Source organism: Alphaproteobacteria bacterium (assembly GCA_017308135.1).
Lineage (GTDB): Bacteria > Pseudomonadota > Alphaproteobacteria > CACIAM-22H2 > CACIAM-22H2 > Tagaea.
In genome coordinates, this window is record JAFKFM010000008.1 from 804,161 (window position 1) to 820,257 (window position 16,097).

At 65.5% G+C, this 16,097-nt stretch carries 16 protein-coding genes; 2 read left to right on the forward strand and 14 right to left on the reverse strand.

From position 1 onward, the window contains the following. Positions 1–3: 3 nt before the first annotated feature. From J0H39_11990 to J0H39_12005, 4 genes are all read right to left on the reverse strand, one after another. Entirely contained in the window at positions 4–492 is a 489-nt protein-coding gene (locus tag J0H39_11990; protein MBN9497467.1) for a GNAT family N-acetyltransferase, read from the reverse strand. A gap of 71 nt (positions 493–563) precedes the next feature. Then, positions 564–1,013, reverse strand: coding sequence for a 30S ribosomal protein S9 (gene rpsI / locus J0H39_11995; protein MBN9497468.1), 450 nt, complete (start codon positions 1,011–1,013; stop codon positions 564–566). Between the two features lie 74 nt (positions 1,014–1,087). After that, positions 1,088–1,558 carry a 50S ribosomal protein L13 gene (gene rplM / locus J0H39_12000; GenBank protein MBN9497469.1) on the reverse strand — a complete coding sequence of 157 codons (471 nt, stop codon included), beginning with the start codon at positions 1,556–1,558 and terminating at the stop codon, positions 1,088–1,090. A gap of 130 nt (positions 1,559–1,688) precedes the next feature. Then, positions 1,689–2,147 (reverse strand): PaaI family thioesterase, encoded by a 459-nt coding sequence (locus tag J0H39_12005; protein ID MBN9497470.1) that lies wholly within the window; start codon positions 2,145–2,147, stop codon positions 1,689–1,691. Between the two features lie 80 nt (positions 2,148–2,227). Here J0H39_12005 and J0H39_12010 point away from each other — a divergent pair, with 80 nt between their 5' ends. Then, complete coding sequence (locus J0H39_12010) at positions 2,228–3,022, forward strand: enoyl-CoA hydratase (protein MBN9497471.1); 795 nt, start codon at positions 2,228–2,230, stop codon at positions 3,020–3,022. 1 nt (position 3,023) lies between these two features. Next, entirely contained in the window at positions 3,024–3,515 is a 492-nt protein-coding gene (locus J0H39_12015) for a CoA-binding protein (GenBank protein ID MBN9497472.1), read from the forward strand. A gap of 1 nt (position 3,516) precedes the next feature. Here the strand turns inward: J0H39_12015 and alaS are convergent, their stop codons facing one another. The 10 genes from alaS to J0H39_12065 all read right to left on the reverse strand — a co-directional run bounded on the left by alaS (position 3,517) and on the right by J0H39_12065 (position 16,028). Further along, positions 3,517–6,183, reverse strand: a complete 2,667-nt coding sequence (alaS, locus tag J0H39_12020; protein ID MBN9497473.1) for an alanine--tRNA ligase — start codon at positions 6,181–6,183, stop codon at positions 3,517–3,519. 257 nt (positions 6,184–6,440) lie between these two features. Continuing rightward, positions 6,441–7,463: a recombinase RecA gene (gene recA, locus J0H39_12025; protein ID MBN9497474.1), complete on the reverse strand. Its 1,023-nt coding sequence runs from the start codon at positions 7,461–7,463 to the stop codon at positions 6,441–6,443. 384 nt (positions 7,464–7,847) lie between these two features. Continuing rightward, a complete protein-coding gene (locus tag J0H39_12030) occupies positions 7,848–11,105 on the reverse strand; it encodes a hypothetical protein (GenBank protein ID MBN9497475.1) in 3,258 nt (1,085 codons plus the stop codon). Positions 11,106–11,222: 117 nt separating this feature from the next. After that, positions 11,223–11,843, reverse strand: coding sequence for a protein phosphatase CheZ (locus tag J0H39_12035; protein MBN9497476.1), 621 nt, complete (start codon positions 11,841–11,843; stop codon positions 11,223–11,225). A 24-nt stretch (positions 11,844–11,867) separates the two neighbouring features. After that, a complete protein-coding gene (locus tag J0H39_12040) occupies positions 11,868–12,254 on the reverse strand; it encodes a response regulator (protein ID MBN9497477.1) in 387 nt (128 codons plus the stop codon). 148 nt (positions 12,255–12,402) lie between these two features. After that, positions 12,403–13,107: a hypothetical protein gene (locus tag J0H39_12045; GenBank protein ID MBN9497478.1), complete on the reverse strand. Its 705-nt coding sequence runs from the start codon at positions 13,105–13,107 to the stop codon at positions 12,403–12,405. Beyond that, the gene (locus J0H39_12050) at positions 13,107–13,730 is read right to left on the reverse strand and encodes a hypothetical protein (protein MBN9497479.1); all 624 of its coding nucleotides are present in this window, start codon (positions 13,728–13,730) and stop codon (positions 13,107–13,109) included. Before J0H39_12050 ends, J0H39_12045 begins: the two co-directional genes overlap by 1 nt. Beyond that, on the reverse strand, positions 13,730–14,797 hold the full coding sequence (fliM, locus tag J0H39_12055) for a flagellar motor switch protein FliM (GenBank protein MBN9497480.1): 1,068 nt from the start codon (positions 14,795–14,797) through the stop codon (positions 13,730–13,732). The genes J0H39_12050 and fliM overlap by 1 nt, the downstream gene beginning before the upstream one ends. Before the next feature lie 10 nt (positions 14,798–14,807). Then, positions 14,808–15,350 carry a flagellar basal body-associated FliL family protein gene (locus tag J0H39_12060; GenBank protein MBN9497481.1) on the reverse strand — a complete coding sequence of 181 codons (543 nt, stop codon included), beginning with the start codon at positions 15,348–15,350 and terminating at the stop codon, positions 14,808–14,810. Positions 15,351–15,521: 171 nt separating this feature from the next. Then, positions 15,522–16,028, reverse strand: coding sequence for a flagellar basal body-associated FliL family protein (locus J0H39_12065; protein MBN9497482.1), 507 nt, complete (start codon positions 16,026–16,028; stop codon positions 15,522–15,524). Positions 16,029–16,097 lie beyond the last annotated feature (69 nt).

Below are 16,097 nucleotides of genomic sequence, written 5' to 3' on the forward strand. Positions count from 1 at the left end.
AACCTAAAGATCGATCCGGTAAAAATGCGTGTCGACTTTCATGCGCGGAAATTCCGGCGGCAACTCGGCGGCGGCGATCTCGCGAAAGCCGTTGCGTTCGTAAAAACGCCTTGCCGCCTTGAGGTTTTCGACGGTGCCGAGCCGGATCGTCGAAATCCCTGCGCGCCGCGCATGGGCGATCAGCCTGTCGAGCAGGGATTGCGCGACCCCGAATTCGCGCCCGCGCCGGTCGGCGCGCACGAACATTTTGCGGATGACGCCTTGCCCCGGCGGCGCTTCCAGCAAGCCGATTGAGCCGATCGGCGCGCCGTCCGGATCGCGTGCGACCCAAAACTCCCCCGCCCCTTTGCGGAAGAAGGCATCGGGGGCCAGCAGATCGGGTTGGCCTTCGAAAGTGACGCCCACGCCGAACTCGCCGTTTTGAATGGCGAGAATCATCGCGGCGAGCGCGTCGCGATCCTTCGCTTCGTATGGGCCGATGTCGAACGCCATGCGTATCCCCGAAAAAACGAAGGGCGCCGTTTCCGGCGCCCTTCGCAGTCGATCCAATCTTCGGAAGCGGATTAGCGCTTCGAGAACTGGTGGCTGCGGCGCGCCTTGTGGCGGCCGTACTTCTTACGCTCGACCACGCGGCTGTCGCGGGTGAGGAAGCCGTGGCTCTTCAGCACGGGGCGCAGCTCGGGTTCGTAATACGTCATGGCCTTCGAGATGCCGTGACGAACCGCACCCGCTTGGCCCGACAGACCGCCGCCGGCGACCGTGCACCAAATATCGAACTGGCCGGCGCGGTTGGAGACCTGGAACGGCTGGTTGATCATCATGCGCAGGGCCGGACGCGCGAAATACACGGTCAGCTCGCGGCCGTTGACGATCATCTTGCCGGTGCCGGACTTGATCCAGACGCGGGCGACGGCGTTCTTACGCTTGCCGGTCGCATAGGCGCGGCCGAACTTGTCGCGCTGCGGCGCGGCCGGGGTCGTGGAAGTCTGCACGGCGGCCGAAGCGGCGGCCATGGACAAATCGGCGAGCGTGCGGCTCGCGGTCTTCGGCTTGGCGGCCTTCTCGGTCGAACGGGGTTCGGCCATGTTCAGGCGCTCCTCTTGTTCTTCGGGTTCAGCGCGGCGAAGTCGATCGTCTTCGGGTTCTGGGCCGCGTGCGGATGATCGGTGCCGGCATAGACCTTCAAGTGGGTCAGCTGGCGGCGGGCGAGCGGGCTGTCCTTCTTGAGCATACGCTCGACGGCGCGCACGATCAGACGCTCGGGATGCTGCGACGACAGCGTGTTTTTCGCCGAGATCTCCTTGATGCCGCCCGGATGGCCGGTGTGCCAGTGGAACACCTTCTGGTCCATCTTGCGGCCCGTGAGGCGGACTTTCTCCGCGTTCACGACGACGACGAAGTCGCCGAGATCGAGATGGGGCGAGAAGCTGGGCTTGTGCTTGCCCTTGAGGCGAAGCGCAATGAACGACGCCAGACGGCCCAGCACGACGCCTTCGGCGTCGACCAGGATCCAGCTCTTGCTCTTTTGCGCCTCGGCGACGGTCAGATTCGGCGTCATCGGGGTTTCCAAAAATCAGAGTGAGGGCCCGGCGCAAACCGGGTCCGAAGGTCGCGGGAATATGCTGATCGCGACGCGCAGCGTCAACGCGAAAGACGCAAGCTATTTCAATAGGTTTGCAGATGCCGTATTATTTTACCGCACGCGAACGCGCTGATTTACCGGATTTATCGGCGACGGGTGGAATCGAATAGGTTCCCGTCACATGCGCGACCGGCTCGCGCTCGCCCTTCGAATAGATCGCGACTTCCATCACCGCCAGACGCTTGCCGAGTTTCAAAATACGCCCGTCGGCGATCAGATCCTTCGGGGCGGGCTTGCGCAGAAAGTTGATGTTGAGATTGGTCGTGACCGCCAGCTCGACGCGGCCGATCAGGCTCAGCACCACCACGTACATCGTGAAATCGGCGAGCGCCATCATCGTGGGCCCCGAAATCGTGCCGCCGGGCCGCACGAAATCGGGCTTATACGGCATACGTACAATTGCCTGTCCCGCCTTCAACTTGTCGATCTTCGGCGACAAAGATGCGGCCACCGGCAGCGAGTCCGCGACGATGTCGAAGATTTCGGTTTTGGTGATGCGGCTCATGCGACCCAGGGCGTCGTGCGACGCGCTTGCGTTGGCGTTTCGACGCGCCCAAATTGCCGTAAATAGACGCGGAGGAACAGATGCCCGATTCCGCTCTCGAAACGCCGGTTTTGCTGCGCAGCGACAAAAACGGCGCCGCGACCCTCACCCTCAACCGGCCCGATGCGCGTAACGCCCTGTCGGTGGCGTTGATGACCGCGCTGGAAGACGCGTTCGCGAAACTTGGCGCCGACAAATCGGTGAAGGTGATCGTGCTCGCCGGGGCCGGTCCCGCCTTCTGCGCGGGCCACGACCTGAAAGAGGTGCGCGCCAATCCGCACCGCGAATTCTACGAAGCCCTGTTCGCGCAATGCTCGCGGCTGATGACGGCGATCGTACATTGCCCCAAGCCCGTCATCGCGCGCGTGCATGGCGTGGCGACCGCCGCGGGTTGCCAATTGGTCGCAAGCTGCGATCTGGCCGTCGCCGCGTCCGATACGCGCTTCGCGACACCGGGTGTCAATATCGGCTTGTTCTGCTCGACGCCGATGGTGGCGCTGTCGCGCAACGTGGGCCGCAAGGCGGCGATGGAAATGCTGCTGACCGGCGATATGATTTCGGCCGAACGCGCCGTCGCGATCGGCCTGATCAACCGCGCGGTGGTCAAGGCCGAGCTGTGCGACACGGTCGATCGGCTGGCGGCGCTGATCGCAAGCAAATCGCCGCTGACGCTGAAGATCGGCAAGGAAGCCTTCTATCGCCAGGCGGAGATGAGCCTCGACGACGCCTACGCCTATGCCAGCCGCACGATGACGGAGAACATGCTCGCCCGCGACGCGGAGGAAGGCATCGACGCCTTCATCCAGAAGCGCCCGCCGGTGTGGGAAGGACGCTGAAATGGACCATAGCGATTACGCCGATTCCTATATCCGCGAGATCCTGCGCGACACGAAGACCATCGCGATGGTCGGCGCTTCGACCAATTGGGCGCGGCCCAGCTTCTTTGCGATGAAGTATCTCCAGGCCAAGGGCTTTCGCGTTATCCCCGTCAATCCGGGGGCCGCCGGTCAGGATTTGCTGGGCGAGAAAGTCTACGCGACGCTCAAGGACATTCCGGTGAAGATCGACATGGTCGACGTGTTCCGCGCGTCCGAGCATGTCGGGCCGATCTCCGACGAAGCGATCGCGATCGGCGCCAAGGTGCTGTGGCTTCAGTTGGGCGTCGTCAACGAGGACGCCGCGCGCAAAGCCGAAGCGGCCGGAATCAAAGTCGTGATGAATCGCTGCCCCAAGATCGAGTTCGGCCGTTTGTCGGGCGAACTCTCCTGGGGCGGCATCAATTCCGGCGTCATCACGGCCAAGCGGCCGCGCGTCGAACGCCGGGTTTGACTTAAGCCGCCGCCTTCGCGGCGAGCGCCGCTTTGATCGCAGCGAGCGCCGCGTCCGCCTTGTCCGCGTCCGGCCCGCCGCCTTGCGCCATGTCGGGGCGCCCACCGCCGCCCTTCCCGCCCAACTCGGCGACGCCGATCTTCACGAGATCGACCGCGCTGACGGTCTTGGCGAGATCTTCGGTCACCGCGACGACGATCGAGGCTTTGCCTTCGTCGATCGCGACCAGCGCGATGACGCCCGAGCCGATCTGTTTCTTGATCTCGTCGGCCGTGGCTTTGAGTTCGCGCGCGGGCGTGTTGTCGAGCTTGCGGCCCGCCCAGTTGAAGGCGCCGACCTTTTCCGGACCCGCCGCCGAAGCGCCGCCGCCGCCGACCGCAAGGGCACGGCGCGCTTCGGACAATTCGCGCTCCAGCTTGCGCTTGTCTTCGATGAGCGCGCCGACGCGCGCGGGCAATTCGGCGGGCGACGCCTTGGCGATCATCGCGGCTTCGAGCAGCAGATCGGATTGCTGGGCGAGATAGGCGCGAGCCCCTTCGCCCGTCACCGCTTCGATCCGGCGCACGCCGGCGGCGACGGCCCCTTCCGACACGATCTTGAACAGGCCGATATCACCCGTGCGGCGCACATGCGTGCCGCCGCAAAGCTCGGTCGAGAAAGGTTGGGCCTCGAGATTGCCGCGCGCATAGCCCATCGAGACGACGCGCACTTCCTCGCCGTATTTCTCGCCGAACAGCGCGAGCGCCCCCGCTTCGACGGCGGCGTCGGGCGTCATCAGACGCGTGGTGACATCCTGGTTTTCCAGGATGCGCTTGTTCACGTCGTCCTCGACCGCGTGGATATCGTCGAGCGACAGCGGCGTGGGCTGCGAGATATCGAAGCGCAGACGATCGGGCGACACCAGCGAGCCCTTCTGCGTGACGTGGTCGCCCAGACGGCGGCGCAGCGCTTCGTGCAGAAGATGCGTCGCCGAGTGGTTGGCGCGCGTACGGTCGCGGCGCGCCACATCGATGCGCAGTTCGGCGAAATCGCCGACCTTGATCGTGCCGCGCGTCACTTCGCCGATATGGACATGGACGTCGCCGGCTTCCTTCTGCGTGTCCGAAATCGCGATCTCGGCGCCGCCCGCGGTGAAGATCGCACCCGCATCACCGGTCTGGCCGCCGCTTTCGCCGTAAAACGGGGTCTGGTTGAAGACGAGTTGCACCTTCGTGCCGGCCGATGCGCTGTCGATCGGCTTGCCGTCGGCGACGATGGCGACGAGCTGGCCTTCGGCCGCTTCGGTTTCGTAGCCGAGGAATTCGGTGGCGCCGACCTTCTCGCGTGTTTCGAGCCAGATGCGGTCGCCGGCCTGTTCGCCCGAGCCCGCCCAGGATTTGCGCGCTTCGTCCTTGGCCTTGGCCATCGCCGCGTCGAAACCGGCGGTATCGACGGCGATGCCGCGCGCGCGCAGCACGTCCTGCGTGAGGTCGAGCGGGAAGCCGTAGGTGTCGTAAAGCTTGAACGCGACATCGCCCGCGAGCGAGCCGCCCTTCGTCAGACCCGACGTGCTTTCGTCGAGCAGCTTCAAGCCGCGATCGAGTGTGGCCTTGAAGCGCGTCTCCTCCAGCTTCAGCGTTTCGGTGATCAGTGCCTGGGCGCGCAGCAATTCGGGATAGGCCTGGCCCATCAGATCCGCGAGCGTGGGCACGAGGCGGAACATCAGCGGGTCCTTGCACCCGATGATGTGCGCATGGCGCATCGCGCGGCGCATGATCCGACGCAGCACGTAGCCGCGGCCTTCGTTGGATGGCAACACGCCATCCGCGATCAGGAAGCAGGCCGACCGCAGATGGTCCGCGATCACGCGATGCGACACCGCATGCGGGCCGTCGGCCGCGACGTTCGACGCGGCGGCCGAGGCTTCGATGATCCGGCGCATCAGGTCGATGTCGTAATTGTCGTGCTTGCCTTGCAGCACGGCCGTGATGCGCTCCAGCCCCATGCCCGTATCGATCGAGGGCTTGGGCAGCGGCACGCGATCGCCGGGGCCGCGCTGCTCGAACTGCATGAACACGAGATTCCAAATCTCGATGAATCGGTCGCCGTCGGCGTCCGCCGAGCCCGGCGGGCCGCCCGGGATCTTGGCGCCGTGATCGTAGAAGATCTCCGAGCAGGGCCCGCAGGGGCCTGTATCGCCCATCGCCCAGAAATTGTCGGAGGTCGGGATGCGGATGATCTTCTCGTCCGGCAGGCCGGCGATCTTGCGCCAATGGCCGGCGGCTTCGTCGTCGGTGTGATAGACGGTGACGAGCAGCTTTTCCTTCGGCAGCCCGTATTCCTTGGTGATCAGGTTCCACGCGAGTTCGATCGCGCGTTCCTTGAAATAATCGCCGAAGGAGAAATTCCCCAACATCTCAAAGAACGTGTGATGGCGCGCGGTGTAGCCGACGTTCTCGAGATCGTTGTGCTTGCCGCCGGCGCGCACGCATTTCTGCGAGGTCGCGGCCGTGGAATAGGCGCGCTTCTCGGCGCCCGTGAACACGTTCTTGAACTGCACCATGCCCGCATTGGTGAACATCAACGTGGGATCGTTGCGCGGCACCAGCGGCGAGGACGCGACCACCTGGTGGCCGTTCTTCGCGTAATAATCGAGGAAGGTTTTACGGACGTCGCTGGCGGAGGTCATGGGGCGGCGGCACTCGGAATAGCTGCGGGACCGCCACATTTAACGGTCGCACCCGCCCCCGTCAAACCCCCGGGGCCGGGCCTAACCCCCGGCGCATAAACGAAAACCGGGCCGGCGGGGCGCACCACATGGGATTTACCGCCCGGCCGACCCGGTATGGGGCCCGGACCGTCCCCCGGGATCGGAAAGATCAGGGGACGTGCGGGGCCAAATTCATCGGAAACGGGAAGTCCGCGCCGGCGAACCGACGGTGGGGATCAGTTATCCCCGCCGCCCGATTCCACCATCATCGCGGTGGCGACGAGACCCGAATTGGCGCGGATGGCCTTTTCGATCGCGTCGGCGACTTCCGGATGTTCCTTGAGGTAGTTGCGCGCGTTTTCGCGCCCCTGCCCGATCCGGTCGCCGTCATAGGAGAACCAGGCGCCCGATTTCTCGACCACGCCGGCTTTGACGCCGAGATCGATGATCTCGCCCATCTTCGACACGCCTTCGCCGTACATGATGTCGAATTCGACGACCTTGAACGGCGGGGCCATCTTGTTCTTCACGACCTTGACGCGCGTCTGGTTGCCCACGACCTCGTCCTTGTCCTTCAGAGCGCCGATGCGGCGGATGTCGAGACGCACCGAGGCGTAGAATTTGAGCGCGTTGCCGCCCGTCGTCGTCTCGGGGTTGCCGAACATCACGCCGATCTTCATCCGGATCTGGTTGATGAAAATGACCAGCGTGTTGGAGCGCGAAATCGAACCGGTGAGCTTGCGCAACGCCTGGCTCATCAGGCGCGCATGCAGGCCCATATGGCTGTCGCCCATTTCGCCTTCGAGCTCGGCGCGCGGCACCAGGGCGGCGACGGAGTCGACGACCAGCACATCGAGCGCGCCGGAGCGAACCAGCGTATCGGCGATCTCGAGGGCCTGTTCGCCGGCGTCGGGCTGCGAGATCAGCAGATTGTCGACGTCGCAGCCGAGCTTGCGGGCATAGGCCGGGTCGAGCGCATGTTCGGCGTCCACGAAGGCGCAAGTACCGCCGGCCTTTTGGGCCTCGGCGATGGCATGGAGGGCGAGCGTCGTCTTGCCCGAGCTTTCCGGCCCGTAGATCTCGACGATGCGCCCCTTGGGCAAGCCGCCGATGCCGAGCGCGATATCGAGCGACAGCGAACCCGTCGAAATGACTTCCGCCTGCACCGCATCGCGGCTGCCGAGCTTCATGATCGAGCCCTTGCCGAAGGCGCGCTCGATCTGACCCAGGGCGGCTTCCAACGCCTTGTTCTTATCCATGTTGTCCTTAGTGTCCTTGCTGTCTTTTTCGGCGCCGTCCCGGGAGGCGGCGCGCAACGCGGTGGCTGAAGACATGTACTCTCTCCTTATGGCAGGCCGGGTGCGCGGGCGAAATCCCCACGGGACCGGCTTGGTTGACCATTGTCGAAGTAACGTCGCCTGAAATACGGCCCGGACCGGGGCCCTGTTTTGTTCCCTTAGTGGTTCCGGCGCAAAACCCATTGGTCCCGCGCCGTGAATCGAACTGTACCAGACTTGTTCTCATCCGCAAGCGAAAAGTGAACATCCGGGAACGGGCGTTCTGTGGATAGCTCGAAAGCCCCCTGCCCGGCCGCCCTAGATCGGCACCGGTTGCGCCGTTTCAAATACGACTCGGGAAGAAATTCAGCTCGACGCCGGGCGTTGCGGCGCCGGGCCCGACAGGCGCTGGCGATAGCCCTGCATGAAGCTTTCGAACGGCGCCAGCGAGGAAACGCGCGCCGCGATCGACGCGATATCGGGTGTGGCGCCCGCCCGATCGGCGGTCAGCACGCGAAAGACTTCGGCGTAAGGCGAGCGGCCCATTGCCGCGCCGAAACGATCGCGCAACCGCGCCGTGCCCGCATCGTCGCCGGCCAGCGCCAGCGCCACCGCGAGATGCAGCGCCTGACGCGCGCGGTTATCGGCGAGTTGCGCGTTGCCCGACGGCGGTTCGCCGACCAGACGATCGAAGGCTTGGGCGGCGGCGGGCCAGGCGCGCGTGCGCATCGCGATTTCGGCGCGCAGCAAGTCTGCGTCGGCCCCCGTATCGCCGTTCATGCGCGCGAGCGCTTCGTCGGGCCGGCCGAGATCGGCCAATGCCCGCGCGGCGAGGCGCGCGCGTTCGCGCTGCAACTCGGGCGATTGCGCGGGCTCGGATGCGTCGATCGCGTCGAGCGCCAGCTGCGGCTTGCGGTCGAGCAACCGGATCGCGGCCAAGCGCGTGCCGACTTGCGCACGCGTTTCGCCGGTCACGCGGTTGCGGACCTGATAGTCGAGCAGCCCGCCGGCACGGTCGAGCAGATCGACGGAGACGAGACGTTCGGCGAGCTTGCGCACCATCTCGTCGCCCTCGGGCCCTTGCGGCACGAGATCGCGATAATCCTCGAACAAGCCGATCGCGGCGACGGGGGTGAGCTTGTCGGCCCCGCCTTCCAGGAACAGCTTCTTGAACTCGGCCGAAATATCGCCGGGCAGTTGATCGCGCCCGCGCGCCTCGGGGAAACGTTGCGCCGCGTCGCGCAGCGTGGCCGTACCGCCGCGGAAATCGCCGGCGGCGAGTTGCGCGCGACCCAATCGGCGCTGGATGTCGAATTCCAATTCGTCGCCGCGCCAGGCGAAGCGCAAACGCTCCAACGCCGCGACCGTTTCCTCGGGCGTCATCTCGCCCTTGCGCGACTGGACTTCGATACGCGCAAGCTCGGCCTGAACGCGCGCCTTGGTGACGGTGCCGAAATCGAGCTCGCGCCACGCGGCCAACGCCGCGCGTTCGTCGCCGCGCTCCAGCGCGATGCGGCCCTTGAGATAATCGGCGCGCGCCTTGTCGCCGACCGAAGGCTGGTTGGCGAGCACGCGATCGAGCCGGCGTTCGGCGGGATCGAGTTCGCCCGCGACGATGCGCGCCTCGGTCATCGCCAGGCCCAGCTTGTTGGCGAAGAAGCGCGGGAAGCGTTCGGACACGTCGGCCGCGCGATCGAATTGCATGATCGCGGCTTGCGGATCGTTCTGCGCCATGGCGAGCGTGCCGCGCCACAACGCGCCCTCGGCCTCGGTATCGAGGCTCGAATGGTTGAGCCAACGCGCGGCCTCGTCGAGATTGCCGGAGAACAATTCGCCGATGCCGCGCATCAGGCGGATCTGCGGCCCGTCGAGCAATTGCGGGCGTTCCTCGCCGATCAGACGCAATTCGGCGTTGGCTTCCTGGAACAGCGCGTTGGCGAACAGGAAACGCGCGAGTTCCAAACGGGCGGCGTTGCGCGGATCGCCTTCGCGCGAATTGGCGACGGCGCGCTGCAATTGCGCGCGATCTTCGTTGAACTTGCCGGGCGTGCGCGCCCAGGCGGCGTAGTCGATCAAAGCCGCATTGCGCAGCTGCGCCGCGCCCGGCATGCCGGGCGCGGTTGGCGCCGTGACAAACAGCCCGCGCGTCGAGGCGACTTCGACGCCCGTCCCCAGCGGGCGCACCGACACGCTGTCGTCGTCGGGACGCACGACCGCCCCTTGCGCGGACGCCAAAATCTGGAACTGCGCGAAGCGGCGCATCTCGGCAAGGCCGACACCCGCCACCGCTGTCGGCACGATCGCAAGCTCGTCGCCGATTTCCGGATCGCGCAAGCGCAGCACGTTCGACGCCCCCGGCAATTCGATCGCCACGCGCGCATCGGCGGGCTGGTCGGGATTGCGGATGACGATCGACAACGGCGTTTCGGGCCGGCGCGGCAAGCGGCCGAGTTCGACGACCCAGGCCGTGCCGTCGCGACGCACCAACGCGTTGGCACCGCCGCGCGGCGCCAAACGCAGCACCGTGCCTTCGCTTTGCAACTGGTCGACATCGCCGACCAAATCGCGCGTCTCGGCATCCGCACGCAAAGGCGCGAGATCGATCGCCGTGCGCTTGTCGAACGCGATCCACAAATGCGTGCCGCGCCCGAACACGGCGGCCCCCACGGGTTCGCCGAAATTGAATCGCAGGACGGAGAAATTCTCCTCCCGCTGCACTTCCACGCCCACGCGGCCCGACAGGCTGCCCGTCGGCACCGAAGGCTGGTTGAGGCCCAAAGCCTGCGCTTGCTGCGCGAGTGCGGGGAAATCCGGCACGGTGTTGCGGGGGCCCCCGGTTAACGGTGCGCCCGGCGTGATCGGCGAAGCGGCACCTTGCGCCGCCGGCGGCGCCGGGGCCTGACCAGCGGGTTGTGCGGCTTGCTGCGGCACCTGCATTTGCTGGCCGGTCGGCCGATCGGCGGCGACCGAACCGTCGCGCACGAGATCGAGCACCAAGCGGGGCCCCGCGCGCAGATGGCGCAGACCGACATTCTCGTTCATCGCCAGTGTCAGCGTCGTGCGATCGCCATCGCGCGCCACGCGCGCCGACGACACGGAATTGCGCATCGATTGCTGCAAACGGTTGGTGTCGATGCCCACCGGCGCGCCGAAGGTGATCGTCGCGTTGCGGCCTTGCTGTTCGACGCGGAAATCGACGTCCTCGGGCCAATCGACGATCGCGCGATCGAAACCGTCCTGCTGGCTGTAGCGGATATTGAGCGCACGCGCGGGCGCGCCGTTCGTCGCTGGCGTCGCGGCCGGTGCGGGCGGCGGCGCGACTTGGGCCGCCGCCGGCGCGGCCGGGGTCGCCGGCGTCGCGGGGGCGGCTTGCGGCGTGGGCGCCGGTGCGAGGGGAACAACGGGTGTTGCGGGCGCCGTGGCCCACGGTACGCCGGGCGATGCCGGTGCTGCGAACGGCGCCGCTTGGGTGGGTGTCACTTCCGGGGCCGGGGCCGGCGGCGGCGACGCGGGGAAATTCTGCCACGGCCGGGTTTGCGCGACGCCCTCGAACGCCAAAGCCCCGGTCAGCGCGATCGCTGCCAGGGTCGCCGTCGAAACCTGAATCCGCTTGCCAAAGCCCATTTAAATCGCCAGCCCGGGTCGTTGCGACTCGAGAGCCAGAGTGTACCTTAAATCCGAGTCGGGGTCGCCTAACTAATTGAGATTCAAACGAACAGAAAACATATCCACAAGGCGAATTCAGCTATCGCCGAACAATGCGTCGATCGCGGCTTGGTCTTGCGCCGCCCCGGCCAATTGGGGCCCATTCAGCAACGCCGCCTCCCCCGTTTTGACGGGGGCGGCCGACGGGGCGGCTTGCGCGTCCAGCACGATGCCGAACGCCTCCATCAGCCCCAGCACGGTTTTGTCGACGTCCTTCAAAACGCCGACGACCTTGGCGATGCGCTGACCGGTAATGTCCTGGAAATTGCAGGCTTCGTAGATGCGCGTAACGCTGTCGCGGATCGCGTCGCCCTGTGCGGCGGCCACTTCACCCGCGATCTTTTCGATCCCTTCGACCGCATCCAAAATCGAATGCGTCGCATCCTCCGTCGCGGCGACAACGGCGCTCAGCTCGTCCGTCGCCCCCGGCAGATCGCGCAGGCGCATGTCGTTGGCCTGCAACGCCGCCAGATCGCGGCGCGCGTTTTCCATGATGCGCGCGAGCGTGGCGATGCCGTCGCGCAAACCCTGATCGATCGCGGGCTTGGGCGCGGCGGCTTTCTTCGCGGGTTTGGCGGAAATTTTGCGGGTGCGTTTCGGAGGCGATTTGGGCTTGGGCTTGCTCTTCGCTTTCGCGCGCGACTTTGCCTTCGCCATGGTTCGTCCCCTCGCCGTTCGGGATTAGAAGTCGCCCAGCACCGTGGCGATCTTGCCCTTCAGAACGGCCGCATTGAACGGCTTGACGATGTAGTTGTTCACGCCCGCCTGCTTGGCGGCGATCACGTTCTCGGTCTTGGATTCCGCCGTCACCATGATGAACGGCACGCCCTTCAGGCGCGCATCGGCGCGCACGGCCTGGAGCAGCTGCAAACCAGTCATCGGTTGCATGTTCCAGTCCGAAATAATCAGGCCGTAGTCCTTTTGCTGCGCTTTGGCGAGCGCTTCGGACCCGTCGCTGGCTTCGTCGACATTCGTGAACCCGATCTGGTTGAGCAGGTTCTTCACGATCCGCAACATCGTCTTGTAGTCGTCGACGATGAGCACGTTCATTTTAAGATCGACAGCCATAATCCCCATCTCCTGCGGCATTCCGCCACGGCCGGCACGGTTCCAACGCGCGCGCGACGCTACCCTTGTTACTGCTGAAGAGCTCGGCGCGCGTCAACAAGTAACTGGAAGCTGCTTACGGGAAGATTAAGACCGGCGGATTTTCGGATTAACCCTGGCGCGGGGCCGGTATGCGGCTGGGGGAAGCTTCCGGCTGGCGGCGGCGGGCGAGTTCCGTCGTCACCTGCTGGGCGCGGATCGGGTTCATCTGGGCCAAAATCGGCGCGGCGCGGCGCTCGTTCATCGCTTCGACGATTTCGAGCAGAACGGGCAATTCCATCTGCTCGAAGATGCGCGCGGCTTCGGCCGGTTTCATGTTCTGGAACATGCGCACCAGCGAGTTGCGGCGCGCCTGCTCGGTCTCGTCGTAGCTCTTGATCGCGGTATCGATCTTGGCCTGAAGCCCCTTCAATTCCTCGATCTGCTGCTGCACGCGCTTTTCGGCGGCTTGGAGCAGCGCTTCGCGCGTGTCGATTTCGGCCTGGCGCTTGTCGAGTTCTTCGCGCCGGCGCACGAGATCGCCCAGCGCTTCGAGTTCGCCAGGGCTGAACGCGCGGTCGGGATCGGCGGCGGCGGCAGGTGCGGCGGCGGGTTCCGCCGCCGGTGCGGGCGCTTGCTGCGCCGGGGCCGGGGCCTGGGCGAGTTGCTGAACGGGACGCGGTGCGGGTGCGGGTGCGGCCGCGCGCGGCTGGGCGGCGGAAGGCGGATTATTCTGCGCGACGGCGGTGCCGAGCGTGCCCACTCGGATCGCGAGCATCAGGAAGGCGACCGCGACCAGAACGGGCAGAAGACGGATTTTGTTGAGCGCGTTCATCAGCGTGCGCCCGCGCGCGTCGCGGGCGGCGCACCCCGGCGGCGTTCGGCGATCGCCTTCAGCAATTCCTGTTCGGCCGTGCTGCGCGGGGCCGCGGGACGATCGTTGTTCTCGCGCGCCCCGCCTTCGCGTTCGGCGAAACGGATCGCGTCGCGCAGCAAGCGGTCTTCCTCGTCCGACACCGGGGCCGGCGGCGCTTCGCGTTCGTAACGCTCGTCGCGGGCGTAACGTTCCTCGCGCTCGTAACGTTCGGCGCGCTCGGCACGGCGCGCGACTTGCGGGCGCTCGCGTTCACGTTCGCGTTCGCGTTCGCGCACATTCTCCGCCGCGCGATCGGCGACCGGTTCGGCGCGCGATACGATGTATTCGAGATCGTCTTTGAGCGAGATCGCCTTGCGCGTTTGATCTTCGAGCAGCCGCCCCGCCGCCTCGCCCGCGTTCTTGAGGTCCGCGACCGCCGCTTCCGCGCGCTTGGCCGCTTCGTTGAATTCCTTGATCGTGCGGTCGAGTTCCGCCTTGCCGTCGCGCCACGTGCCCAAGCGCTTGTGCAAGCGCCAGGCATAGACGATCACCGCCGCGAGCAGGACCGCCAGGACGAGATTGAGGGCGACATCGAGACCCATCACGATTCCTCGTACTTGTTGATCTTGCGGTCGATCATGACCGCGACGTTCTGGCCGCGCCGCCCCATGCGCCCTTTGAACAGGCGTTCGGGACCGCACAGCACTTCGATTTCGCTTTCCGGCGTGGCGTTGAGCATCAATCGCGTGCCGACCTTGAAGTCGAGCACGTCCTGCAGCGTCATCACCTGTTCGTCGAGCACGGCGTTGATGTCGACTTCGGTCGACCACAATTCGGTGGCCAAGTGGCCTTCCCAAATCGAGTCACGGCCGAATTTTTCACCCATGAACTGCTGCAGCAGCATTTCGCGGACGGGTTCGAGGGTCGCGTAAGGCAGCAGCAATTCCAGGCGTCCGCCGCGATCTTCCATGTCGATGCGCAGCTTGGCGATGATCGCGGCGTTGGCCGGGCGCGCGATGGTCGCGAAGCGCGGGTTGGTTTCCAAACGCTCGAAGCGGAAATTGACCTTGCTGATCGGGTCGAACGACGCCGACAAATCGCCGAGCACGACGGCGACGAGACGCTCGACCAGGTTGCGTTCGATCGTGGTGTAGGGGCGGCCTTCGATACGCATCGCGGCCGTGCCGCGCCGGCCGCCGAGCAGCACGTCGACGATCGAGTAGATGAGCGCTGAGTCGACCGTCAGCAGGCCGAAATTGTCCCACTGCTCCGCCTTGAACACCGCGAGCATCGCGGGCAGCGGAATGGAGTTCACGTAGTCGCCGAAACGCGTCGAGGTGATGACGTCGAGCGAGACTTCGACGTTATCCGACGTGAAGTTGCGCAAGCTGGTCGTCAGCATTCGAACCAGACGGTCGAATACGATTTCGAGCATCGGCAGGCGTTCGTACGAGACGAGCGCGCTGTTGATGATCGCCTGCATGCCCGAGGTGCCGTCGCCCCCGGCCCCGCCCGCATCGAAGCCGAGCAGGGAGTCGATTTCGTCCTGGTTCAGAACGCGCGCGGTGGCGTCGCCGCCGCCGCCGCCCGCGTCGCCGCCGCCGGAGTCCATGGCCGCCCATTCGGCGGCCATCTTCTCTTCTTCGGACATGTTGTTCGGATCGGACATGGCGGGGCCTCTATTGGACCAGCATTTCGCGGAACAGGATGTCGTTGACGCGGGCGGGTGCGGCGGCGAGCTGAACGCGGGTCAACAGCTCTTCGCGCAGTTTGAGGAAGCCGGACGAGCCGCGCAGATCTTCCGGGCGCAGCTCGCGCAGATAGACTTGGAAATTGTCGACGATGCGCGGCAGGTTCGCTTCGAACTGGGCCGCGTCGTCGATCGAACGCAACTCGACCGACATCGTCAGCTTCAGGAACGACGTGCGCCGCCCCGCCCCGGCGTTCAAATTCACCAGCAGGTCGGGCATGTTGAAATAGACCGATTTGACGGGCCCGGCGGGTTCGGCGGGCTTGGGCGGGCCTTCTTCGGCCACTTGCTCGGGCGGCGGGCCGCCGGCGAAAAACAGGAAGAACACCCCGGCGCCGATCCCCAGCAAAAGCACAAGTCCGCCCGCGGCAACGATGATCAACATCTTGCCGGACAGAAACTTCTTCTTGGGCGCTTCCCCGCCTTCTGGCGAGGCGCCGTCAGCGCCCTCGGTGGGTGGATCGTCCGCCATCGAACCTTACGTTCCGAACCGTTAATCGCCCGACGAATCTCGGGCAGATTTATCTAAACTCCCACATAAATGTGCCAAACCCTGGTTAACAACCCGTTATCACCGCCCAGATTCCGGCTTAATTCCGCCCGGCAAGCCGTTCCGACTCAAAAATGAATCCGGATCAAGGGCTTACTGAACGAGGATCTCCCGGAAAAGCACGTCTTGGACCCGGGCTGGCCGCGCCGCCGCCTGAACCCGGCGCAACATTTCCTCGCGCAGGCGGGTCAACCCCGCCGAACCACGTAGATCTTCGGGCCGCAACTCGCGCAGATAGGTCACGAACGTATCGACGATGCGCGGCATCGCGTCTTCGAATTCGGGCACGTCGGCCTCGACCACTTCCAGCGAGGCGGTCAGCTTGATGAAATTGCCGCGCCCGCGCTGGGCAAGGCTCAGATTTACCAGCAAATCCGGCAAATCGTAGATGATCGTTGGCGGCGGGGGTGGCGGGGGCGCATCGGCCTGCTCGGCCGCGTGTTCCTCTTTGCCGCCGAAAAAGCCAAGGAACCACGCGGCGCCGCCGCCGATGGTCAGCAGCAGCACCGGAACCAGAATGATCAGCAGTTTCTTGCCCGAGAATTTCTTCTTTCCGCCTTCGCCATCGGCGGGGGCGTCGGGTGCTGCGGCGTCGGCCATGGGGCAAGTCTACCCAATTTATCTAAACTTGGCACGATTATGCCGTAGAGGCGTTAACGTCCCATGAAG

Bases quoted from the DNA above. Each gene is read 5' to 3' on its own strand.
- J0H39_11990 (MBN9497467.1), bottom strand. From the start codon at position 492: ATGGCGTTCGACATCGGCCCATACGAAGCGAAGGATCGCGACGCGCTC.
- rpsI (MBN9497468.1), bottom strand. From the start codon at position 1,013: ATGGCCGCCGCTTCGGCCGCCGTGCAGACTTCCACGACCCCGGCCGCG.
- rplM (MBN9497469.1), bottom strand. From the start codon at position 1,558: ATGACGCCGAATCTGACCGTCGCCGAGGCGCAAAAGAGCAAGAGCTGG.
- J0H39_12005 (MBN9497470.1), bottom strand. From the start codon at position 2,147: ATGAGCCGCATCACCAAAACCGAAATCTTCGACATCGTCGCGGACTCG.
- J0H39_12010 (MBN9497471.1), top strand. From the start codon at position 2,228: ATGCCCGATTCCGCTCTCGAAACGCCGGTTTTGCTGCGCAGCGACAAA.
- J0H39_12015 (MBN9497472.1), top strand. From the start codon at position 3,024: ATGGACCATAGCGATTACGCCGATTCCTATATCCGCGAGATCCTGCGC.
- alaS (MBN9497473.1), bottom strand. From the start codon at position 6,183: ATGACCTCCGCCAGCGACGTCCGTAAAACCTTCCTCGATTATTACGCG.
- recA (MBN9497474.1), bottom strand. From the start codon at position 7,463: ATGGATAAGAACAAGGCGTTGGAAGCCGCCCTGGGTCAGATCGAGCGC.
- J0H39_12030 (MBN9497475.1), bottom strand. From the start codon at position 11,105: ATGGGCTTTGGCAAGCGGATTCAGGTTTCGACGGCGACCCTGGCAGCG.
- J0H39_12035 (MBN9497476.1), bottom strand. From the start codon at position 11,843: ATGGCGAAGGCAAAGTCGCGCGCGAAAGCGAAGAGCAAGCCCAAGCCC.
- J0H39_12040 (MBN9497477.1), bottom strand. From the start codon at position 12,254: ATGGCTGTCGATCTTAAAATGAACGTGCTCATCGTCGACGACTACAAG.
- J0H39_12045 (MBN9497478.1), bottom strand. From the start codon at position 13,107: ATGAACGCGCTCAACAAAATCCGTCTTCTGCCCGTTCTGGTCGCGGTC.
- J0H39_12050 (MBN9497479.1), bottom strand. From the start codon at position 13,730: ATGGGTCTCGATGTCGCCCTCAATCTCGTCCTGGCGGTCCTGCTCGCG.
- fliM (MBN9497480.1), bottom strand. From the start codon at position 14,797: ATGTCCGATCCGAACAACATGTCCGAAGAAGAGAAGATGGCCGCCGAA.
- J0H39_12060 (MBN9497481.1), bottom strand. From the start codon at position 15,350: ATGGCGGACGATCCACCCACCGAGGGCGCTGACGGCGCCTCGCCAGAA.
- J0H39_12065 (MBN9497482.1), bottom strand. From the start codon at position 16,028: ATGGCCGACGCCGCAGCACCCGACGCCCCCGCCGATGGCGAAGGCGGA.